Genomic DNA, 20,625 nt, shown 5'->3' on the forward strand with positions numbered 1-20,625 from the left:
AGGCAACAACTCCTTGAAATCCGGAGCGCCGAGATGGTGAGGGAAATAACAACAGGGGTGCATGGGCAAATTCAGACGACCGTCAGGTGAATGGTCTGCCCGTACCGAAGGCTGCCCATGCCTGGGCGCGGCGGTGTCCGCGACCGGCGTCGGAGGTCCACCCTCGTCATGCGGCACTCACCCCGTTCCGGGGTGGTGACACCCGCGTCGCGCAGTACACGATGTGAGCGAGCCGCCCGGCGGCGGTCCGGCACCGAGGAGGACGGATGACGACGGCGACGGAGCAGTTCCGTGAGGCACGGGACTTCCTGCTGGAACACCGCGAGGACTACGCCACCGCCCACGCGGGCTTCCGCTGGCCGCGCCCGGAGCACTTCAACTGGGCGCTGGACTGGTTCGACGTCGTCGCGGACGGCAACGACCGCACGGCGCTGCACATCGTCGAGGAGGACGGCGCCGAGCTGAAGCTCTCCTTCGCCGCCCTGGCCGGGCGATCGGCACGCGCCGCCAACTGGCTGCGCGCACAGGGCGTCGGCGCCGGCGACCGGATCCTCGTCATGCTGGGCAACCAGGCCGAGCTGTGGGAGACGGCCCTGGCCGCGATGAAACTGCGCGCGGTCGTCATCCCGGCCACGCCCCTGCTCGGCCCGGCGGACCTGCGGGACCGGGTGGAGCGCGGGCGCGTGCGGCACGTCCTCGTCCGTGCGGGGGACTGCGGCAAGTTCGACGAGGTGCCGGGCGACTTCACGCGCATCGCGGTCGGGGGCGCGCCGGAGGGCTGGCTTCGCTACGAGGACGCCTACACGGCCCCGGCCGGCTTCACGCCCGACGGTCCCACCCGTGCCGACGACACGCTGATGCTCTACTTCACCTCGGGGACGACGGCCCGCCCGAAGCTGGTCGAGCACACCCACACGTCGTATCCGATCGGGCACCTGGCGACGATGTACTGGATCGGCCTCAAGCCCGGCGACGTGCATCTGAACATCTCCTCACCGGGCTGGGCCAAGCACGCCTGGTCCAACCTGTTCGCCCCGTGGAACGCCGAGGCGACCGTCTTCCTCCACAACTACACCCGCTTCGACGCGGCCCGGCTGATGACGGAGATGGACCGGGCCGGTGTGACGACGTTCTGTGCCCCGCCGACGGTGTGGCGGATGCTCATCCAGGCCGACCTGACCCAGCTGCGCACGGTGCCCCGCGAGGTGGTGGCTGCCGGGGAGCCGCTCAACCCCGAGGTCATCGAGCAGGTGCGGCGGGCGTGGGGGGTGTCCGTCCGGGACGGTTTCGGCCAGACGGAGACCGCGGTGCAGGTGTCCAACAGCCCCGGGCAGCCCCTGAAGACGGGGTCCATGGGCCGGCCCAGCCCCGGATACCACGTGACGCTGCTGGATCCGGTCTCCGGTGCGCCGGGCGCCACCGAGGGCGAGATCGCCCTCGATCTGTCCACCCGTCCGGTCGGTCTGATGACCGGTTACCACGGTGACGCGGACCGGACGGCGGAGGCGATGGCGGGCGGCTACTACCGCACCGGTGACATCGGCTCCCGCGACGACGACGGTTACATCACCTACGTGGGCCGCGCCGACGACGTCTTCAAGGCCTCCGACTACAAGATCTCGCCGTTCGAGCTGGAGAGCGCGCTGCTGGAACACGAGGCGGTGGCGGAGGCGGCCGTCGTCCCCGCCCCCGACGCCCTGCGCCTCGCCGTCCCCAAGGCCTACGTCGTCCTCGCCGAGGGCTGGGAAGCCGGACCCGACATGGCGAAGGTGCTGTTCGAGCACTCGCGCGACACCCTCGCCCCGTACAAGCGCATCCGGCGGCTGGAGTTCGCGAGCCTGCCGAAAACCGTCTCCGGAAAGATCCGCCGTATCGAACTGCGGGAGGCCACGGCCGCGGGCTCGGTGAACGAGTACCGCGAGGAGGACTTCCGCTGACACGGCCCGCACGGCAGCCTTCGGGAGGATCGCGCCGCGATCGAAGCGCCGGGCGTGGCACCGGAGTCGCCCTGGCCGACGGCAGGAACGGCCAGGGCGGGCTGGAGACCGCCGCCCTCGGAGAGGCCGGCGGCACGGCCGTCGCGCCGCCGGGCGGCCACAACCTCTGAGGGCTGCTCCGGGGGCCCGCGACCCCGCCGTCTCAGGTCAGGGTGGAGTGCAGGGTGTCGGCGGGCTGGTTCACCGGGCGCGGGGTGCCGGTGGGGTCGTCGACGGCGAACAGCGGGACGCCGAGGGTGTCGGCGCGGGCGCGGGCCTCGGGGACGTATCCGGCCAGCGAGAAGTACACGCAGCGCACGGACTCCGACATGGCCGTCAGCCACAGGCACTCCACGTCCCGCACCGTGGCCGGGTGCCCGGACGGGTCGACCTGGGCGAGCAGGCCGCGGGCCGAGAGCCCGATCCCGGACGGTGGCCGCTGGTCGGCGCGGCGCAGGTCGCGGTGGCCCAGGCGATGCAGATAGAGGGCGGCGGCCGTGACCGCGTCGCGGGCGGTGCGCAGGGCGACCGGTGGCCGGGGACCGGCCACGGGCAGGCGCAGCACCGTTCCGCAGGGGCAGCCCAGCTCCGGGCGCGGCCACTGGTTGCGCCGGCCGCAGGGCACGCAGGGGACCTCCACCCACTCCTCGTCCCAGCTGCGGTGGGCCACGGACTGCGGCGCGGCGTGCGGGTCCAGTGGTGGGCCGGCGGGGGCGCCGCAGGCGCAGGGGTAGGACGGCGCGGTGTAGAGGTGCTCGCGCCGGCAGGCCGGGCAGCGCACCGGCAGGCTCTCGGGCATGGCCACATCGTGCTCCTCCCTCCCCTTGCCTGTCCGCGCCTTGACGGCATTTGGCACCGAGCCTTACATTGTTTCCAGATAGTAGAAGTTACTTTCCGCTATACGGAAGTGCTACCGGCGGGGCGCGACGGGAGTACGCATCCGACAGCCGAAGCAGGAGTACTCAATGGCTCGTATGACCGCTGCCCGCGCGGCAGTCGAGATCCTCAAGCGCGAGGGCGTCTCGGACGCCTTCGGTGTGCCGGGCGCGGCGATCAACCCGTTCTACGCGGCACTCAAGGCGTCCGGCGGCATCAGTCACACCCTCGCCCGCCACGTCGAGGGCGCCTCGCACATGGCGGAGGGCTACACCCGCACCCACCCCGGCAACATCGGCGTGTGCATCGGCACCTCCGGACCGGCCGGCACCGACATGATCACCGGCCTGTACTCCGCGACGGGCGACTCCATCCCGATCCTGTGCATCACCGGCCAGGCGCCGACCGCGGTGATCCACAAGGAGGACTTCCAGGCCGTCGACATCGCCTCCATCGCCAAGCCGGTGACCAAGATGGCGGTCACCGTGCTGGAGGCCGCGCAGGTTCCGGGCGTCTTCCAGCAGGCGTTCCACCTGATGCGGTCCGGCCGTCCGGGCCCGGTCCTGATCGACCTGCCGATCGACGTCCAGCTCACCGAGATCGAGTTCGACCCGGAGACGTACGAGCCGCTGCCGGTCTACAAGCCCGCCGCCTCCCGTGCCCAGGTCGAGAAGGCGATCGGGATGCTGAACGCCGCCGAGCGCCCGCTGATCGTGGCCGGCGGCGGCGTCATCAACGCCGACGCCGCCGAACTGCTCGTGGAGTTCGCCGAGCTGACCGGCACCCCGGTCGTGCCGACCCTGATGGGCTGGGGCACCATCCCCGACGACCACGAGCTGAACGCCGGCATGGTCGGCCTGCAGACCTCGCACCGCTACGGCAACGCGACCTTCCTGGAGTCCGACTTCGTCCTCGGCATCGGCAACCGCTGGGCCAACCGCCACACCGGCAAGATCGACGTCTACACCGCGGGCCGCAAGTTCGTGCACGTCGACATCGAGCCGACCCAGATCGGCAAGATCTTCGCGCCCGACTACGGCATCGCCTCCGACGCCAAGGCCGCGCTGGAGCTGTTCGTCGAGGTGGCCCGGGAGCTGAAGGCGGCCGGCAAGCTGCCCGACCGCTCCGGCTGGTCCGCCGCCGCGCAGGAGAAGAAGGCGACCCTCCAGCGTCGTACCCACTTCGACGACATCCCGATCAAGCCGCAGCGTGTGTACGAGGAGATGAACAAGGCCTTCGGCCCGGAGACGCGGTACGTCACCACCATCGGCCTGTCCCAGATCGCCGGCGCCCAGATGCTGCACGTCTACCGCCCGCGCCACTGGATCAACTGCGGCCAGGCGGGCCCCCTCGGCTGGACCATCCCGGCCGCGCTGGGTGTCGCCAAGGCCGACCCCGAGGCATCCGTGGTCGCGCTCTCCGGCGACTACGACTTCCAGTTCATGATCGAGGAACTGGCGGTCGGCGCACAGCACCGCATCCCGTACGTCCACGTCCTGGTGAACAACTCCTACCTGGGCCTGATCCGGCAGGCGCAGCGGGCGTTCGAGATCGACTTCCAGGTCAACCTGGAGTTCGAGAACCTCAACTCGCCCGAGCTCGGCGTCTACGGCGTCGACCACGTCAAGGTCGCCGAAGGCCTCGGCTGCAAGGCCATCCGGGTGACCGACCCCAGTGAGCTGGGCGCGGCCTTCGAGCAGGCCAAGAAGCTCGCCGCCGAGCACCGGGTGCCGGTCGTCGTCGAGGCGATCCTGGAGCGGATCACCAACATCTCCATGTCCGGCACCAACGACATCAGCAACGTCGTGGAGTTCGAGGAGCTCGCGACGGAGCCCGGCCACGCACCGACGTCGATCAGGACGCTGAAGGTCTGATCCGGCGCACGACGGTCGAGGGCGGCTCACCCGAGGGGTGGGCCGCCCTGTCGTCGTTCTCCCGGTTCTGCAGCTCAGTCCCCGCCGCCCCCGCCACCGCCGCACCCGTACCCGCCGCCTCCGCCGTGACTCCCGACACCTCCGCCGTGGTACTCGCCGGAGCCGCCGCCGCCCTGCTCGTCGCCCTCCTCGGCGCCGAACGTGCGGCGCAGGCCGGTGCCCCGGCCGAACGGGAAGCGTCCCTCGTCCGCGAGGGCGCCGCGGCCGGCGAGCCCGCCGGCGCGGGTGAAGTGCGGTAGGAGTGACGTCAGGGCCCGCCGGCCGTGCAGCGCGACCGCGAGCAGGATCTCCTCGTCGGTGAGGCCGGCCGGGCCGGAGGGGAGCGGGTGCCGTGCGCGCAGGGCGGCGAGGTGACGGCGTGCCGTGCGGGTCGGGCCGGGCAGACCCGAGCGAAGCAGCCCGGCCGCGGTGAGGTCGCGGCGCATCCGGGCGAGGGCCAGGCGGACGGCCGCGCGGCCGGGCAACTCCCGGATGCCGGCGGGGCGGTGGAGTCCGACACGTACCGCCTTCTGCAGCGGGTGGTCGGGGGCGGGGAACGCGGCCGCCTTGCGCAGCGTCCCCGGCCGCCCGGCATCCACCAGGCCCCGCAGATGCAGGCCGACCACGGCGACGGTGACGGCGGCCCGGGGGCCGCCGCGCAGCAATCCGATCTCGTGCGGCTCCAGCCGCCCTGTGGCGTCGTCGTCGCTCATCACAACCCGTCCCCGTCACCCGGGACCCGCCGCCCCCGTGCCGGCGGGCCCCGGTGTGTGAGGGGTATGTGCCCGCGTCGGGGGGCACCCGAAGCGTGTGGGCGGCGGATTCAGAGGTTGATTTGAGGAAGCCGTACCCGGCGTACGCCCCCTGGCGTACGCGTGGTCATCCCGCGCCGGGCTGCTCGTGGTGCTCCGACAGTCCGGGCCAGTCCTCGGGCCCGCCGCCCTGCCACTCGATGAAGTCGGTGTCCTCCACGTCGGTCACGTAGAGGTCGGCGAGCCTCAGGATCTCGCTGACGTCGTCCAGGTGCGTGGCGACGCCCAGTGTCTCGCCGCCCTCGGTGACCCGCCGCGAGCCGTCCAGGGCCGGCGGATGCACCACCACGTGCGGGTGCTCCGGTGGATGTCCCATGCCTTCAGGGTGCTGCGGCCGGAGAGGTTTCGCACCCTCGTGCGCGAAGGCGCGCGGCGGACAGGCCCTGACACGGAGGAGCGCCGGGTACGGGACCGTCCGTACCCGGCGCTCCTCGGCCGGTGAATGCCGGCCGTCCGGCGGTGCGAGGCTGGGCGCGACAGGACATTCGCGCCGCCGGACGGAGTCTGTGAGGCTGGGACCGCGGCGGCCGGCGACGGCACCGGTTCCTTCCCTCAGGTCGAAGAAGGAGCTCCGGGACCTTCACCACCGCACTGGCTCGCATGCCGCCGCGGTCCTCGCCTTGCCCGCCCGGCCACCGTGCGACCACCCCTCATCCGGGTCGCCGGTGGCCTGGCGGGCGGTGCGTCCGAAGTCCTGACCTCCCGTCAGAGTCCGGACGCAGCCCTTGGGTTCAGTCCTCGCGCAGGGCGCGGACCGCTTCCTGAACACGCTTGCCGTACTCGGGGTCGGCGGCGTGGAAGTGGGCCAGGTTCTTCTCGATCACGTCGTCGCGGGAGACCTGCGAGAGGCTGCCGGCGATGTTGGCGATCAGCCGGGACTTCTCCTCGGCGGACATCAGGCGGTACAGCTCGCCCGCCTGGAAGAAGTCGTCGTCCTTGGTGTGCAGCGGTGCCACGTGGTTGCCGGTGTGGCCGGACACCGCCAGCGGGGCCGACAGGGGGCGGCCGGTCTCGACGGGGCCGTCGTAGGAGTTCGGCTCGTAGTTCTTGGCGTGCCGCCCCTGGGCGTTGCTCGCCATGAAGCCGTCCCGGCCGTAGTTCTGCGCGGTGGTCGCCTTCGGGGCGTTGACCGCGAGCAGCGTGTGGTTGACGCCCAGGCGGTAGCGGTGCGCGTCCGCGTAGGCGAACAGGCGGCCCTGGAGCATCTTGTCGGGGGAGGGGCCGATGCCGGGCACGAAGTTGTTCGGGGAGAACGCGGCCTGCTCGACCTCGGCGAAGACGTTGTCCGGGTTGCGGTCCAGGACCAGGCGGCCCACGCGCTGCAGCGGGTAGTCCTTGTGCGGCCAGACCTTGGTCAGGTCGAACGGGTTGAAACGGTAGTCGGCCGCCTCGGCGGCCGGCATGACCTGGACGTACAGGGTCCACGACGGGTTGACGCCCCGCTCGATGGCCTGGAGCAGGTCCGTCTGGTGCGAGTTGCCGTCCTTGCCCGCGATCTCGGCGGCCTGCTCGGTGCTCAGGCAGCGGATGCCCTGGTTCGTCTTGAAGTGGTACTTGACGAAGAAGGCCTCGCCGTCGGCGTTGGTCCACTGGTAGGTGTGTGAGCCGTAGCCGTTCATGTGGCGGTACGACGCCGGGATGCCGCGGTCGCCCATCAGCCAGGTCACCTGATGCGTGGCCTCGGGGGCGTGCGCCCAGAAGTCCCAGACGTTGTCCGGCTCCTGGCGGCCGGTGAACGGGTCCCGCTTCTGCGAGTGGATGAAGTCGGGGAACTTGATCGGGTCCTTGATGAAGAAGACCGGCGTGTTGTTCCCGACGAGGTCGTAGTTGCCCTCTTCGGTGTAGAACTTCACGGCGAAGCCGCGCGGGTCGCGCACCGCGTCCGCGCCGCCCAGCGAGTCCGCCACCGTCGAGAAGCGCACGAACGTCTCGGTGCGCTTGCCGACGGTGCTCAGGAAGTCGGCGTGGGTGAAGCCGGTGACGTCGTCGGTCACCTCGAAGTAGCCGTACGCGCCCGAGCCGCGGGCGTGCACCACGCGCTCCGGGATGCGCTCGCGGTTGAAGCGCGCGAGCTTCTCCAGCAGGTGCTGGTCCTGGAGCAGCAGCGGGCCGCCGACGCCGGCGGAGGCGGAGTTCTGGTTGTCGGCGACCGGGGCGCCGGACTCGGTGGTGAGCACGCGCTTCGACATGGTGACCTTCCGTACGAGGGGCAGCGGAAAAAGAATTCCACTTTGTGGAGCATCCGCTTTGTGGAGCCTAGGTTCGGGGCGATCGCGACGTCAACAGTTTGTTGAAGTCGAGGTGGGTTCCGGGCGGCGCCACCGCCTGGGCGCGACAGGACAGGTGTCAGCGGCGGCGCCGCCCGGAGGTCTCGTGAGGGTCAGACCCGGGCGCCGGACAGGCGCTCCACGGCCCGCAGCAGGGCCGAGTGGTCCAGGCCCCCGTCGCCCTGCGTGCGCAGGGAGGCCACCAGCTGGGCGACCACGGCGCCGACGGGCAGCGCCGCGCCGACGTTGCGGGCCGCGTCGGTGACGATGCCCATGTCCTTGTGGTGCAGGTCGATCCGGAAGCCCGGCTTGAAGTCCCGGTTCAGGAAGTTGTCCTTCTTCCGGGTCAGCACGGCCGAGCCCGCGAGCCCGCCGTTGAGGACGTCGAGGGCGGCCTTGAGGTCCACGCCGGACTTCTCCAGGAAGACCACGGCCTCGGCGCACGCCTGGATGTTCACGGCGACGATCAGCTGGTTTGCGGCCTTCACGGTCTGGCCGGAGCCGTGCGGACCGCACAGCACGATGGTCTTGCCGAGCGCCTCGAAGATCGGCCTGGCCTGGTCGAAGTCGGCCTGGTCGCCACCGATCATGATGGACAGCACGGCCTCGACGGCGCCGGCCTCACCGCCGGAGACGGGCGCGTCCAGCACCCGGATGCCCTTGTCGCGGGCGGCGGCGGCAAGGTCGACGGAGGTCTGCGGGGTGATCGAGGACATGTCGATCAGCAGCGCGCCGGACCTGGCGTTCTCCAGGATCCCGTCCGGACCGTAGGCGATGGCCTCGACCTGCGGGGAGGCGGGCACCATCGTGATGACCACGTCGGCGTCCCGCACGGCCTCGGCGATCGAGGAGGCGGTGGTGCCGCCGGCGGCGGCCAGCCGGTCCAGCTTCTCCTGCTCCAGCGTGAAGCCGGTGACGTCGTAACCCGCCTTGATCAGGTTCTCCGACATGGGGGAGCCCATGATGCCGAGGCCGATCCAGGCGATCTTGGGAAGGGTGCTCATGATGTAAGGGGTGCCTCTCGGTACAGGGGGATCAGCGGGACAGCCAGTCGAAGGCCTCGGCGCTCGGGCGGTCGCCCGGCTTGTACTCCAGGCCGACCCAGCCGTCGTAACCGGCCTTGCGGAGCTGGTCGAGGAGGTCCTCCAGCGGCAGCGAGCCCGTGCCCGGCGCGCCGCGGCCCGGATTGTCGGCGATCTGCACGTGGCCGGTCTGCTCGGCGTACGCGGCGATCACCTGCGGCAGGTCCTCGCCGTTCATCGACAGGTGGTAGAGGTCCATCAGGAACCGGGCGTTGCCGAGGCCGGAGGCCTGGTTGACCTTGTCGACGATGCCGATCGCGGCCGGCGCCGACACCAGCGGGTACAGCGGCGACTCGGGCTTGTTGAGGGCCTCGATCAGCAGGATCGCGCCGATCCGGTCGGCGGCGCGGGCCGCCAGGACCAGGTTCTCCAGCGCGAGCGCGTCCTGTTCGGCCGGGTCGACGCCCTCGACGCGGTTGCCGTAGAGCGCGTTGAGGGCCTTGCAGCCCAGGGACGCGGCGAAGTCGGCCGCCACGTCGATGTTCGCGCGGAACCGCTCCGACTCCGCACCGGGGATCGACAGGGCGCCCCGGTCCGGGCCCGGGAGCTGACCGGCGTAGAAGTTCAGGCCGGTGAGCTGGACGCCCGCCTCCTCGATCGCCTGCTTCAGGGCGTCGAGCTCGGACCGCTCGGGAGTGGGGGAGTCGACCCAGGGCCACCACAGCTCGACCGCGGTGAAGCCGGCCGCGGCGGCCGCGGCCGGGCGCTCCAGAAGCGGGAGTTCCGTGAAGAGGATCGACAGGTTGACGTTGAAGCGCTGCTCTGCGAATCCCATCGGGGGTCGGCGCTCCCTTCCTGCTCTGCGCTTATTCCGTATTGCGGAAGTTGCTTTCTGCTTAACGGAAGAGTGCCTGTGGGGGGTGAGCGCTGTCAAGACCGGCTCGCAAAAAAGCGCCCCCGCGCGGGTGGCACGGGGGCGCAGCGGAGGCGATGGTTCAGAGCGCGTCGACGGCGCTCACCTTCCACCCACCGGACGTGCGGGTCATCGTCATCCGCACCCGGTTCAGGTCCACGCGGGATCCGGTGACCTGGGTGCTGCGGGTGACCTGGTTGACGAAGAGCAGGACCACGGCCCTGTCCGCCGAGGCCGACACCACGGAGGCGGCCGGGGAGCCGCCGCCCCCCGGCCGCGCCACCGTCGCCCGCACCACGCCGTCGTACTTCGCCGCCGTGGGCCCGACCACGGTCCGCGTGGTCTTGCCGTACTCGTCGCGGAACGCCCCGGTGAGGTGGGCGCGCGCCGCGGCGAAGTCCCGGTCCAGGTGGCGGTGGTCGTACGACAGCACGACGGGTGCCGCCTTCCGCGCGGCCGCCAGCGCTTCGACGCGTGCCTGCTCGTCCCTGGCCCCCTCCCGGTACCGCTGTCCCAGTGCGACGACGGCGAGCAGGCCGGCCAGGAGCAGGACGGACAGGACCGCGGCCCACAGCCCCCGCCGGGACCGCCCTGCGGCCGTCTCCCGAGGGCCGTCCTGCGCGAAGTCCTCCGGTGACGGCTCCGGCGGGTCGTCCCAGCCGTCCGGCGGCTCGATGACCACGGTGCGCCCGGCGATCGGTGCCCTCACCGGGGCGGAAGCGGGGTGCCGCTCCGCGCGTTTGGCCGCGGCGCGGGCCGCCGCGGCCATCGTGCGCCGGGCCGGGGAACCGGAGACGCGTCCTCGGGTGCTGGGTTTCGTCACGGTCTTCCTCCTCACTGGATCGGGCGGGATCGGCTCAGCCCACGAACTCGACGGCGGAGGTCAGCCAGCGGCCGTCCTCGCGGACGAGGTCGAGTTGCAGCCGGTAGGTCCGTGCCTCGCCGTGGGGCACCGCGGTGTTGGTCACCTTGCTGTCGGCGACCACCAGCACGCGGGCCGAGCGCTCGTCGGAGCGGACGATGCCCGCGTCCAGGACCTGACCCTCGGACACGGACTTGTTCTGCGCGACGAGCTCTGTCAGTTCCTCGGTCTGCGCGGCGAACTCCTTCTTGAAGTCACCGGTCGCGCCCTTGAGCACGTTGGCGCTGTCCCGGTCGTAGCGCCGGTGGTCGAGCGAGGTGAAGTTCAGCGCCGACTGGCGGGCCGCCGCCAGGATGTCCTGGCGGCGATGCTCCGCCTCCCGCTGCTCGTACAGCCGGCTGCTCAGCCACAGCGCCGACGCGGTGCACAGGACGGTCGCGACGACCAGTCCCACCGACACCGCCGCGGAGCGTCCGGCTCGGGTGAACACCTCACGGGTCGCCCGGACCACCCTCCCGCTCATGCCATCGGTCCGACGAGCAGCCATTGCCACGACTCCTTTCCGAATACGGTCTGCTGGCCGCCCGTCGAGCCGATCTCGACGGGCGTTCCGTCCGGGCCGGTGAAGCCGCCGGTCTCCGGGTCGTACGGCGCCACGTGCGCTGTCCGGCCGGCGCCGCCGGTGCCGGACGGCGCGCCGGGGGCGTTCTGCGCGCCGCGCACCGAGGTGGCGCTGCCGCGCGGGGCCGTGCAGCGCGCGCCGGTGTTCGCCTCGCGCGTGCTGGTGTCGGCCGGGTCGCGCCGGGCGGTGCCGCCGTACCCCTGGGTGCAGGGCGGCGGGTCGTCGGCGTTCACGACCAGGCCGAAGTGGGTGGTGCCGTCGCCGGGGACGACCGTGTGGCTGCCCGCGACCACCACCGGGAAGGTGACCAGCGCCTGCTCCACGCCGGGCAGCCGGGCGAGCGTGACCTGTCCGCCGCTGATCAGGTTGGCCAGCAGCACCGACAGCCGCGGCTCGACCGACTTCAGCAACGAGTTGAGCTCGACCGCCGCCGGCGTCGCGTTGCCGATGAGCTTGCGCAGGTCACCGTCGCTCGACTTCAACTCCTGGGTCAGCAGCGCCAGGTCGCGCGCGAAGGACTTGATCGAAGAGCCCTGGTCGGCCTGCGTCTTCAGCACCTTCCGGGAGTCCTCGATCAGCGCGATCGTCTCGGGCAGCGACCCGGACGCCGACTCGACCAGCGCGTTGCCCGAATCGACCAGCCTGCTCAGGTGCGGTCCGGTACCGGCGAAGGCCTTGCCCAACTCGTCGACGGTGACCCGAAGATCGTCCTTGCCGACCGAGTTCACCAGCCGGTCGAGGCCGAGCACGAGGTCCGTCGTGGGCAGCGGCACGCGCGTGCTGCCGCGCGGGATCGTGCTGCCGTCCAGCAGGTACGGCCCGTCGGACGCGCGCGGCTGGAGGTCGACGTACTGCTCGCCCACCGCCGAGCGGTTCGCCACCACGGCGAGCGTGTCCGCCGGGATGCGCGGTGCCCCGTCCTTGATGTCCAGCGCGACCGAGACCCCGCCGCCGGTCAGCCGCAACTCCCCGACCCGGCCCACCGGCACCCCGCGATAGGTGACCTCGGCGCCGGTGAAGATGCCCCCGGACGCGGCGAAGTCGGCCCGCACGGTGTAGCCGCGGCCGAGGACACCGTCCACCAGGCCCGTGTACTCGGCGCCGACGTACGACACACCGACGGCGGTGATGGCGGCGAAGGCGACCAGCTGGGCCTTGACCGTACGGGTGATCACGGCTGTATCCCCTTCAGCAGCAGTTCGGCGAGGGCGAGGTCGATCCCCGGCGTCAGGCCCCGGCCGGTGCCGCGAGCGCCGGTGCCAGGTGCGCCGCTGCCCTGTGCGCCGGTCCCGTGAGCTGCCGTGCACACCGGCGGGCACAGCAGGTCTCCGGGCGGACGTGAGGGCGCGGGCGGCGCGCCGGGCAGGCCGGGGCCGGGCGTCGGCACGCCTGGCAGGCCCGGGACGTCGGGAAGTTCCGGGACATCAGGAAGACCGGGCGTATCCGGAAGATCCGGAGCGTCGGGAGCGCCGCGCCCGTCGCCGCCGTCCGGCTCCTCCGCCAGGTTCCCGTACAGGCTCGCCAGATCGAGATCGGCCGTGACACTCAGGTTCACGTAGTCGCCCTTGATCGCGTCCACCGCGTTCCGTGGGAAGGGGTAGGTGGTCAGCAGTTCCAGGGCGTTGGGCAGGTCGGCGCCCGCCTTGTTCAGCTGCTTCAGGATCGGGCGCAGCTGCTTCAGATTGGCGACCGTGTCGTCCCGCGAGGCCTTGACGACTCTGGTGCCGGTGGTGCCCAGCCTCGACAGGGCGGTGAGCATCTTCGTCAGGTCGCGCCGCTGATCGGCGAGTACCTTGAGCGCCGGCGGCATCGTGTCGACGGCCGTGGCGATCGTCCGCTTCTCCTTCCCGAGCCGCCCCGCGAGCCGGTCGACGGCCTCGATCGCGCGGACGATGTCCCGGCGCTGGTCGTCCAGGCCGCCCAGGAAGGTGTCCAGCTCCTCGAGCAGGGACCTGACCCGGTTCTCCCGTCCTTCCAGTGCCTTGTTGAGTTCCACGGTGATCGTCTTGAGCTGGGCCACTCCACCGCCGTTGAGCAGCGCGGACAGGGCGGACAGCACCTCCTCGATCTCCGGGCTGCGGCCGCTGCGGCCGAGCGGGACACGGTCGCCGTCGCGCAGCCGCCCCACGGGCGCCGTGCCGGGCGGGGCGGACAGGGCGACGTACTTCTCGCCGAGCACGCTGGTCTGCCTCAGCTCGGCGACCGCGTTGGCGGGCAGCCTCACCGAGTCGGCGACCCGCAGTCGTACGCGTGCGTGCCAGCCGTTCAGCTCCACCTTCTCCACGGAGCCCACGGTGACGTCGTCGACCTTCACGGCCGACTGCGGGACCAGGTCGAGGACGTCGCGGAACTCGACGGTGACGCGGTACGCGCGGCCGTCCGAGGCGGCCCCGCCGGGGAGTTCGACGTCGTACCAGCCGTTGAACTCGCAGCCGGACAGCAGCAGCGAGGCGACCGCCACCCACGCACACCTGCGCAGCCCGCTCATGCGCCGCCCTCCAGGATGCCGCCCAGCGTCCGGTCGACCGTGCCGGGCACGGCGGGCGCGGTCGGCACCTCGGGCAGGGAGCCGAACAGCTCCTCCAGTTCCGCGCAGTCGGCCCGCTCGCCGGTGGTCCTCAGCACGGAGCACAGCAGGGCGGCCGGGTCCTGCGGGTGCTGCGGGTTGTTGCGGGTGTCGAGGGTGCCGGAGGAGGCGTTGTAGGCGTTCTGGAGGTTCGACAGGCCCGTGGGGGCGACCTCCAGCAGCTCCTCCAGTGCCGCCCGCTGGGCGACGAGGACCTTGGTCACCTTGCTGAGGCCCTTCACGTTCGACGTCAGGGACTGCTTGTTCTTCTTCACGAACGCGGACACGTCACCGAGGGCGGCGGCGAGGTTGCGCAGGGCCGCCGCGAGGTCCTTGCGCTCCCCGGCGAGCTGCTCGGCCACCTGGGCGAGGCTGGTGTTGAACGACCGCACACTCCTGTCGTCCGCCGCCAGCGCCGCCGTGAACACCTGGAGGTTGCGCACGGTGCCGAACAGGTCCCCGCGTCCGTCGGACAGCGTGGTCACGGCCTCCGAAAGGTCCTTCACCGTCCGGTGGATGTTCTCGCCCTGGCCGTCGAGGTTCTCCGCGCTCACCCCGAGCAGCCGGGACAGGGAGCCGTCCTTGCCGGCGCCGTCGGGGCCGAGCGCCTCTGCCGTGGTGTGCAGGCTGTCGAAGATCCGGTCCAGCTCGACCGGCACGGCCGTGCGCGACTCGGGAATGACGGCGCCGTCCCGCAGGACCGGGCCGTTGCGGTACACCGGCAGCAGTTGCACGTAACGGTCGCTGACCACCGAGGAGTTGATGATCGCGGCCTGCGCGTCGGCCGGCACCCGGCGGGCCTCGTCGTACTCCAGCTCCACCCGTACCCGGCCGCCCTCCGGCGTGACGGCCCGCACCTCGCCGATCCGGACCCCGAGGACCCGGACGTCGGAGCCGGGATAGATCCCGACCGTGCGCGCGAAGTAGGCGGTGACCCGCACCGTCCCGTGGCGCGGCCACAGGACGAGGGCGAGTCCGGCGACCAGGGCCAGTACGACGAGCAGCGCCAGTCGTTTCCTCGTCGCGAGTCTCATCGTGCGCCTCCCGTGCTCGGGACCACCGGGGCGGCGACCAGGTTCTGGACGTAGGAGTCGAACCAGCGGCCGTTGCCGAGGGTGTTGGTGAAGACCCGGACGTAGGGCGCGAGCAGCTTGACGCTGCGGTCCAGGCTCGACTGGTTGCGTTCGAGCATCTTGACCACCTGGTTCAGGCCCTTCAGCGCGGGCCCGATCTCCTTGTCGTTGTCCTCGACCAGGCCGGAGAGTTCGACGCCGAGCGCGGCGGAGGTCGTCAGCAGCTTGTGGATGGCCTCGCGCCGCTTGCTGATCTCCTTGAACAGCTTGTCGCCGTCCTCCACGAGGGCGGTGAAGTCCGAGGAGCGCGCGGCCAGTACGCCGGTGACGCCGTTCGCGTGGTCGAGGAGTTCACGCAGCGCCTTGTCGCGCGAGGCGACGGTCCGGGAGATCTTCGACAGGCCCTTGACGGACGCCCGCACCTCGGCGGGGGAGTCCTCGAAGGTGGTGGAGATGGTGTCCAGGGCCGTCGCCAGCCGTTCGGTGTCGACCTCCTCCGTGGTGGTCGTCAGATCGCTGAAGGCCTGCACGACGTCGTACGCCGGCACGGTCCGCGTCAGCGGGATCTCACTGCCGGGCGCCAGCTGTCCGGCGCCTTCGGGGTGCAGGGCGAGGTACTTGGCGCCGAGGATCGTCTTCACCCGGATCGAGGCGCCGGTCGCGGTGCCGAACTCCGGGTCGCCCTTGATCTTGAAGGTCACCTTGACGTGGTCGCCGTCCAGGTCGACCTCCTGGACCTTGCCGGTCTTGACCCCGGCGATCCGCACCTCGTCCCCGGGCTTGAGCCCGCCGGCCTCCGTGAAGGCGGCGCTGTACGTCTCCCCGTCGCCGATCACCGGCAGGGAGTCGGCGTTGAACGCGGCGACGGTGAGCAGCGCGAGGGTGGTGAGGCCGACGGCGCCGATCGTGACGGGGTTGCGCTCACGGAAGGGCCGCATGCTCACGCGCGGCAGCCGGATCGTCATCCCGCGCACCTCGCCCTCGCCACCCGCATCTCGGGCGTGATCACCTCGCGTGTCCTCGGCAGTACGATCCGGCCGTCGAAGTCGCAGAGGTAGAAGTTGAACCACGAGCCGTAGGACGCCGTCCCGGTCAGCTCGTTCAGCTTGTTCGGCAGCCGCTTCAGGACGCCCTCCACGGTCTTCTCGTTCCTGTTCAGCGTTCCGGTGAGGTCGGTCAGCTCGGCGATGTCGTCCTTCAGCGGCGGACGGGCGTCCGCGAGCAGGCCCGACGTGGCCTCCGTCAGGTCGCCGATGCTCACCAGTGACTCGCCGATCGGCTTGCGGTCGGCGGACAGCCCCGAGATCACCCGGCGCAGCTGCCTGAGCAGCCCGGAGAAACGGGCGCCGCGCCGGTCGAGCGTCGCCAGCACGGTGTTGAGGTTGTCGATCACGGAGCCGATCAACTGGTCCCGGTCGGCGAGCGTGGTGGTGAGCGACGCCGTGTGCGCCAGCAGGCTGTCGACCGTGCCGCCCTCGCCCTGGAGGGTCTTGATGATCTCGGTGGCGAGCTGGTTGACGTCCTGGGGGCTGAGTGCGGCGAACAGCGGTTTGAAGCCGTTCAGCAGCACGTTCAGGTCCAGCGCGGGCTGGGTGCGCGCCGGCGGGATCGTGCCGCCGGGCCGCAGCCGGGTGCCGTCGCCCGCGCCCTCGGTCAGGGCGACGTACCGCTGCCCGACGAGGTTGCGGTAGCGGATCACCGCGCCGGTGCTGGTGAGCAGCGGGCGGTCCTCGGTGACGGTGAAGGTGACCTCCGCCCGTGTCCGGTCCTTGATGCGGATGCCCTCGACCTCGCCGACCCGTACCCCGGCCACCCGGATGTCGTCGCCCTCCTCCAGGCCGGTCACGTCGGTGAACACCGCGCGGTAGGTGTGCTCGGGGGTGAGGGAGACGTTGACGATGGTGGCGGCGAGCAGGGCCGTCGCCAGGATCGTCACCAGCGCGAAGAGGCTGAACTTGATCAGCGGCGCCGCGGTCCGGCGCGCACGCGTGCTCATACGACGCTCACCGCCGTCCCCCGTGCCATCGGCCCGAACAGCAGCGTCGCCACCGGCGGCACCTCGTCGGCGGGCACACCCAGCACCGGCGCCACGAGCGAACCGACGGCCCGCTGCTCGGCCCGCGTCCCGGACACCTCCGACGTGCCGTCGTTCAGCTTGGTGTGCGGCGCGGGCACGCCCGGGTGGGGCAGGCCCCGGCAGTTCGGGCCGGACCGTTCACCGTAGCGCGGCTCCTCACCGGGCTCGTACGCGGGCCGCTGCCGTACGACCTCCAAAGTGATCCGCATCCTCCCGCCCCGGAACGCGTCCTGGGAGGCCGCGTCCTGCCGGACCAGGCCGTCGAGGAGGCACGGGTACTCGGGCGAGTAGCGGGCGAACAGCTCCAGTGTGGGCCGGGAGACCCGGCCCAGGGTGATCAGCCGGTCGCCGGTCGCGGCGAGGAATCCGTCCGCCGTGCGGGCGGCGGTCGTGGTCGAGGTGAGCGCTGCGGCCAACTGTTCCTTCTTCTCCACCAGCGTGCGGCTGGTCGTCACGGTGTTGTGCAGGATCCGCATCAGGTCGGGCGCCGCGTCGCCGTACACCTCGGCGACGTCCGCGAACCGCGCGATGTCCTCCTTCAGGGACGGCAGATGCGGATTGAGGCGGCGCAGATAGGCCTCCACGCGCGTGAGGTTGTCGCCGATCCGGTCGCCGCGTCCCTCCAGTGCGGTGGCGAACGCGGAGAGGGTGGCGTTGAGTTCGCCGGGCTTCACCGTCCGCAACAACGGCAACAGGTCGTTCATCAGCTGCTGGAGCTCGATGCCGACGCGGGTGCGGTCCTGGGTGATGACGTCGCCGGCGCGGATCGGCCGCGCGGACGAGCCGGCGGGCACCACCAGGTCGACGTACTTCTCGCCGAACAGCGTCTTGGGCAGCAGCCGCGCGTGCACGTCGGCGGGAATGTGCGCGACGTGCTCCGGCTTCAGCGCGATGTCCAGCGTCGCCTTCTTGCCGTCCGCGCGCACCCCGCGCACCTCGCCGACCAGCAGCCCGCGCAGCTTGACGTCGGCCCGCCGGTCGAGCTGGTTGCCCAGGCGGTCGGCCTCCAGCGTGATCCGCACGACCGGCGTGAACGCCTGCTGGTAGACGGCGACGGACAGGGACAGCAGCAGGGCGAGCACGGCGATGAAGACGACGCCGTACAACCGCAGCCTCAGCACCCTCACCCGGCTCACCCCGCTATCCGTACGGTCGTGCTGGCGCCCCAGATCGCCAGCGACAGGAAGAAGTCAAGGACGTTGATCGCCACGATCGAGGTCCGCACGGCCCGGCCCACCGCGACGCCGACGCCCGCCGGGCCTCCGCTCGCGTAGTAGCCGTAGAAGCAGTGCACGAGGATGATCACTACGGCGAAGACCAGCACCTTGCCGAAGGACCACAGCACGTCCACCGGGGGCAGGTACTGCTGGAAGTAGTGGTCGTAGGTGCCCGCCGACTGGCCGTAGTAGCCGGTGGTGATGGTGCGGGCGGCGAGGTACGACGACAGCAGCCCGACCACGTACAGCGGGATCACCGCGACGAACCCGGCGATCATCCGGGTGGTCACGAGGAACGGCAGCGAGGGCACGCCCATGACCTCCAGCGCGTCGGTCTCCTCGCTGATCCGCATCGCGCCGAGCTGGGCGGTGAACCCGGCGCCGACCGTCGCGGACAGGGCGAGCCCGGCCACCAGCGGGGCGATCTCGCGGGTGTTGAAGTACGCCGACAGGAACGCCACGAAGTTGGACGTGCCGAGCTGGTTGAGCGCGGCGTACCCCTGGAGGCCCACCTCGGTGCCGGTGAAGAACGACAGGAAGGCGATCACGCCGACCGTGCCGCCGACGACGGCGAGGGCGCCCCGGCCGAAGCTGACCTCGGCGAGCAGCCGCAGGACCTCCTTCTTGTAGCGGCGCAGGGTGCGGCCGGTCCAGGCCAGCGAGCGCCCGTAGAAGGTGAGTTGGGTGCCCAGGTCCTCGAGGGACTTCAGGGGGCGGTCGAGAAGTCTCATCGGCTAGCCCCTCTGCGGGACGACCTGGAAGTACACCGCGGTCATCACGAAGTTGGTCACGAACAGCAACATGAAGGTGATCACCACCGACTGGTTCACCGCGTCGCCCACGCCCTTCGGGCCGCCCTTCGCGGTGAGTCCCTTGTACGAGGCGACGATCGCGGCGATGGCGCCGAAGACGAGCGCCTTGACCTCGGCCGCCCACAGGTCCGATAGCTGGGCGAGGGTGGTGAAGGAGGCGAGATACGCGCCGGGTGTGCCGTCCTGCAGGACGACGTTGAAGAAGTAGCCGCCCGCCACACCCACCACCGACACCAGGCCGTTGAGCAGCACCGCCACCAGCATCGACGCCAGCACACGCGGCACGACAAGGCGCTGGATCGGGTCGATGCCCAGCACCTGCATCGCGTCGATCTCCTCCCGGATCTTCCGTGCCCCGAGGTCCGCGCAGATCGCCGTCCCGCCCGCGCCCGCGATCAGCAGCGCGGTCACGATCGGTGACGCCTCGCGCAGCACCGCGAGGACCGAGGCCGCGCCCGCGAACGACTGGGCGCCGAGCTGCCGGGTGAGGCTGCCGATCTGGAGGGCGATGACGGCGCCGAAGGGGATGGAGACAAGCGCGGTCGGCAGGATGGTCACGCTCGCGATGAACCATGCCTGCTGGATGAACTCCCGCACCTGGAAGGGCCGTTTGGGGACCGTCCGCACGATGTCCAGGGCCATCGCGAACAGGCTGCCGGAGTGGCGCAGCGCGCCGACGGGGTCGAGGCTCATGCCCGGGCCACCTCCTGCTCCCGCTCGGCGATGGCCTGCCAGCGGGGTGGCCGGGCGATGCCGGGGCCGGGCAGCAGCCGTGGCGTGAGGGGCTGGGGGGCGGTGGGTTCGTCGATCTGCGCCAGTTCCTGCTCGACCTGGGCGGCGTCCTTCTCCTCCGCCATGCCGATCGGGCCCTGCATGCGCCCGTTCAGAAACTGCCGCACGACCGGTTCGTCGCTGGTCAGGAGCTGGTCGCGAGGCCCGAACATCACCAGCTCGCGACGGAACAACAGCCCGATGTTGTCCGGGACCTGGCGGGCCGAGGCGATGTCGTGGGTGACGATCAGGAAGGTCGCGTCGATCTGGGCGTTCAGGTCGACGATGAGCTGGTTGAGGTAGGCGACGCGGACCGGGTCGAGGCCCGAGTCCGGCTCGTCGAAGAGGATGATCTCGGGGTCGAGGACCAGCGCGCGGGCCAGCCCGGCACGTTTGCGCATGCCGCCGGAGATCTCACCGGGCAGCTTCTGCTCGGCACCGATCAGGCCGACCAGGTCCATCTTCGCGAGGACGATCCGCCGGATCTCGCTCTCCGGCTTGCGGGTGTGCTCACGCAGCGGGAAGGCGATGTTGTCGTACAGGTTCATCGAGCCGAACAGCGCGCCGTCCTGGAACAGCACGCCGAAGAGCTTGCGCACCTCGTACAGCTCGTGCTCGCGCAGCCCGGTGATGTCCCGGCCCTGGATCGTGATCGAGCCCCGGTCCGGCCTGAGCAGTCCGACGAGCGTCTTGAGGAACACCGACTTGCCCGTGCCCGAGGGGCCGAGCATGACCGAGACCTCTCCGGCGGGCAGCGTCAGTGAGACGTCCTGCCAGATGACCTGGTGACCGAAGGACTTGGTCAGCCCTTCGACGCAGATCTCGACACCCATCCGGTTCACCCCT

Annotated in this window: 19 protein-coding genes; 2 read left to right on the plus strand and 17 right to left on the minus strand. The window is 71.2% G+C overall.

Annotation, left to right across the window (positions count from 1 at the left end; all coding sequences use genetic code 11):
- The first annotated feature begins 266 nt into the window (after window positions 1-266).
- Complete coding sequence (locus ACIHCM_RS11840; protein WP_399892968.1) at window positions 267-1,937, plus strand: AMP-binding protein; 1,671 nt, start codon at window positions 267-269, stop codon at window positions 1,935-1,937.
- Window positions 1,938-2,139: 202 nt separating this feature from the next.
- On the opposite strand, the gene ACIHCM_RS11845 is transcribed toward ACIHCM_RS11840, so the two are convergent.
- Complete coding sequence (locus ACIHCM_RS11845) at window positions 2,140-2,775, minus strand: hypothetical protein (RefSeq protein ID WP_399892971.1); 636 nt, start codon at window positions 2,773-2,775, stop codon at window positions 2,140-2,142.
- Window positions 2,776-2,941: 166 nt separating this feature from the next.
- Here ACIHCM_RS11845 and gcl point away from each other — a divergent pair, with 166 nt between their 5' ends.
- Window positions 2,942-4,726 (plus strand): glyoxylate carboligase, encoded by a 1,785-nt coding sequence (gene gcl, locus ACIHCM_RS11850; RefSeq protein WP_399892974.1) that lies wholly within the window; start codon window positions 2,942-2,944, stop codon window positions 4,724-4,726.
- Between the two features lie 74 nt (window positions 4,727-4,800).
- Here gcl and ACIHCM_RS11855 read toward each other — a convergent pair whose 3' ends face one another.
- The 16 genes from ACIHCM_RS11855 to ACIHCM_RS11930 form a co-directional block, all read right to left on the minus strand.
- Window positions 4,801-5,478, minus strand: a complete 678-nt coding sequence (locus ACIHCM_RS11855; RefSeq protein WP_399892977.1) for a TIGR04222 domain-containing membrane protein — start codon at window positions 5,476-5,478, stop codon at window positions 4,801-4,803.
- A 166-nt stretch (window positions 5,479-5,644) separates the two neighbouring features.
- Entirely contained in the window at window positions 5,645-5,893 is a 249-nt protein-coding gene (locus ACIHCM_RS11860) for a hypothetical protein (RefSeq protein ID WP_399892979.1), read from the minus strand.
- A gap of 415 nt (window positions 5,894-6,308) precedes the next feature.
- Complete coding sequence (locus ACIHCM_RS11865) at window positions 6,309-7,766, minus strand: catalase (protein ID WP_399892982.1); 1,458 nt, start codon at window positions 7,764-7,766, stop codon at window positions 6,309-6,311.
- A gap of 191 nt (window positions 7,767-7,957) precedes the next feature.
- Window positions 7,958-8,848: a 2-hydroxy-3-oxopropionate reductase gene (locus ACIHCM_RS11870; protein ID WP_399892984.1), complete on the minus strand. Its 891-nt coding sequence runs from the start codon at window positions 8,846-8,848 to the stop codon at window positions 7,958-7,960.
- 31 nt (window positions 8,849-8,879) lie between these two features.
- Window positions 8,880-9,701: a TIM barrel protein gene (locus ACIHCM_RS11875; protein WP_399892987.1), complete on the minus strand. Its 822-nt coding sequence runs from the start codon at window positions 9,699-9,701 to the stop codon at window positions 8,880-8,882.
- A gap of 160 nt (window positions 9,702-9,861) precedes the next feature.
- The gene (locus ACIHCM_RS11880) at window positions 9,862-10,602 is read right to left on the minus strand and encodes a hypothetical protein (RefSeq protein ID WP_399892990.1); all 741 of its coding nucleotides are present in this window, start codon (window positions 10,600-10,602) and stop codon (window positions 9,862-9,864) included.
- A 34-nt stretch (window positions 10,603-10,636) separates the two neighbouring features.
- Window positions 10,637-11,188: a hypothetical protein gene (locus ACIHCM_RS11885; RefSeq protein WP_399892993.1), complete on the minus strand. Its 552-nt coding sequence runs from the start codon at window positions 11,186-11,188 to the stop codon at window positions 10,637-10,639.
- Entirely contained in the window at window positions 11,161-12,438 is a 1,278-nt protein-coding gene (locus ACIHCM_RS11890) for an MCE family protein (protein WP_399892996.1), read from the minus strand. The genes ACIHCM_RS11885 and ACIHCM_RS11890 overlap by 28 nt, the downstream gene beginning before the upstream one ends.
- Window positions 12,435-13,751: an MCE family protein gene (locus ACIHCM_RS11895; RefSeq protein WP_399892999.1), complete on the minus strand. Its 1,317-nt coding sequence runs from the start codon at window positions 13,749-13,751 to the stop codon at window positions 12,435-12,437. The genes ACIHCM_RS11890 and ACIHCM_RS11895 overlap by 4 nt, the downstream gene beginning before the upstream one ends.
- A complete protein-coding gene (locus tag ACIHCM_RS11900) occupies window positions 13,748-14,863 on the minus strand; it encodes an MCE family protein (protein ID WP_399893002.1) in 1,116 nt (371 codons plus the stop codon). The genes ACIHCM_RS11895 and ACIHCM_RS11900 overlap by 4 nt, the downstream gene beginning before the upstream one ends.
- Entirely contained in the window at window positions 14,860-15,840 is a 981-nt protein-coding gene (locus tag ACIHCM_RS11905) for an MCE family protein (RefSeq protein ID WP_399893394.1), read from the minus strand. The genes ACIHCM_RS11900 and ACIHCM_RS11905 overlap by 4 nt, the downstream gene beginning before the upstream one ends.
- 23 nt (window positions 15,841-15,863) lie before the next feature.
- Window positions 15,864-16,898 (minus strand): MCE family protein, encoded by a 1,035-nt coding sequence (locus tag ACIHCM_RS11910; RefSeq protein ID WP_399893005.1) that lies wholly within the window; start codon window positions 16,896-16,898, stop codon window positions 15,864-15,866.
- Window positions 16,895-18,106 (minus strand): MCE family protein, encoded by a 1,212-nt coding sequence (locus ACIHCM_RS11915; protein WP_399893007.1) that lies wholly within the window; start codon window positions 18,104-18,106, stop codon window positions 16,895-16,897. Before ACIHCM_RS11915 ends, ACIHCM_RS11910 begins: the two co-directional genes overlap by 4 nt.
- A gap of 5 nt (window positions 18,107-18,111) precedes the next feature.
- The gene (locus tag ACIHCM_RS11920; RefSeq protein ID WP_399893010.1) at window positions 18,112-18,927 is read right to left on the minus strand and encodes an MlaE family ABC transporter permease; all 816 of its coding nucleotides are present in this window, start codon (window positions 18,925-18,927) and stop codon (window positions 18,112-18,114) included.
- 3 nt (window positions 18,928-18,930) lie between these two features.
- On the minus strand, window positions 18,931-19,701 hold the full coding sequence (locus tag ACIHCM_RS11925) for an MlaE family ABC transporter permease (RefSeq protein ID WP_399893013.1): 771 nt from the start codon (window positions 19,699-19,701) through the stop codon (window positions 18,931-18,933).
- Window positions 19,698-20,612 carry an ABC transporter ATP-binding protein gene (locus tag ACIHCM_RS11930; protein ID WP_399893016.1) on the minus strand — a complete coding sequence of 305 codons (915 nt, stop codon included), beginning with the start codon at window positions 20,610-20,612 and terminating at the stop codon, window positions 19,698-19,700. The genes ACIHCM_RS11925 and ACIHCM_RS11930 overlap by 4 nt, the downstream gene beginning before the upstream one ends.
- Window positions 20,613-20,625: the final 13 nt, after the last annotated feature.

The sequence above is a fragment of the Streptomyces sp. NPDC052023 genome, assembly GCF_044548465.1.
In the GTDB taxonomy this organism is placed as follows: Bacteria; Actinomycetota; Actinomycetes; order Streptomycetales; family Streptomycetaceae; genus Streptomyces.

Excerpts from the sequence above, each read along its gene's own strand:
- ACIHCM_RS11840 (WP_399892968.1), top strand. The coding sequence starts at position 267 with ATGACGACGGCGACGGAGCAGTTCCGTGAGGCACGGGACTTCCTGCTG.
- ACIHCM_RS11845 (WP_399892971.1), bottom strand. The coding sequence starts at position 2,775 with ATGCCCGAGAGCCTGCCGGTGCGCTGCCCGGCCTGCCGGCGCGAGCAC.
- gcl (WP_399892974.1), top strand. The coding sequence starts at position 2,942 with ATGGCTCGTATGACCGCTGCCCGCGCGGCAGTCGAGATCCTCAAGCGC.
- ACIHCM_RS11855 (WP_399892977.1), bottom strand. The coding sequence starts at position 5,478 with ATGAGCGACGACGACGCCACAGGGCGGCTGGAGCCGCACGAGATCGGA.
- ACIHCM_RS11860 (WP_399892979.1), bottom strand. The coding sequence starts at position 5,893 with ATGGGACATCCACCGGAGCACCCGCACGTGGTGGTGCATCCGCCGGCC.
- ACIHCM_RS11865 (WP_399892982.1), bottom strand. The coding sequence starts at position 7,766 with ATGTCGAAGCGCGTGCTCACCACCGAGTCCGGCGCCCCGGTCGCCGAC.
- ACIHCM_RS11870 (WP_399892984.1), bottom strand. The coding sequence starts at position 8,848 with ATGAGCACCCTTCCCAAGATCGCCTGGATCGGCCTCGGCATCATGGGC.
- ACIHCM_RS11875 (WP_399892987.1), bottom strand. The coding sequence starts at position 9,701 with ATGGGATTCGCAGAGCAGCGCTTCAACGTCAACCTGTCGATCCTCTTC.
- ACIHCM_RS11885 (WP_399892993.1), bottom strand. The coding sequence starts at position 11,188 with ATGGCTGCTCGTCGGACCGATGGCATGAGCGGGAGGGTGGTCCGGGCG.
- ACIHCM_RS11895 (WP_399892999.1), bottom strand. The coding sequence starts at position 13,751 with ATGAGCGGGCTGCGCAGGTGTGCGTGGGTGGCGGTCGCCTCGCTGCTG.
- ACIHCM_RS11900 (WP_399893002.1), bottom strand. The coding sequence starts at position 14,863 with ATGAGACTCGCGACGAGGAAACGACTGGCGCTGCTCGTCGTACTGGCC.
- ACIHCM_RS11905 (WP_399893394.1), bottom strand. The coding sequence starts at position 15,840 with ATGCGGCCCTTCCGTGAGCGCAACCCCGTCACGATCGGCGCCGTCGGC.
- ACIHCM_RS11910 (WP_399893005.1), bottom strand. The coding sequence starts at position 16,898 with ATGAGCACGCGTGCGCGCCGGACCGCGGCGCCGCTGATCAAGTTCAGC.
- ACIHCM_RS11920 (WP_399893010.1), bottom strand. The coding sequence starts at position 18,927 with ATGAGACTTCTCGACCGCCCCCTGAAGTCCCTCGAGGACCTGGGCACC.
- ACIHCM_RS11925 (WP_399893013.1), bottom strand. The coding sequence starts at position 19,701 with ATGAGCCTCGACCCCGTCGGCGCGCTGCGCCACTCCGGCAGCCTGTTC.
- ACIHCM_RS11930 (WP_399893016.1), bottom strand. The coding sequence starts at position 20,612 with ATGGGTGTCGAGATCTGCGTCGAAGGGCTGACCAAGTCCTTCGGTCAC.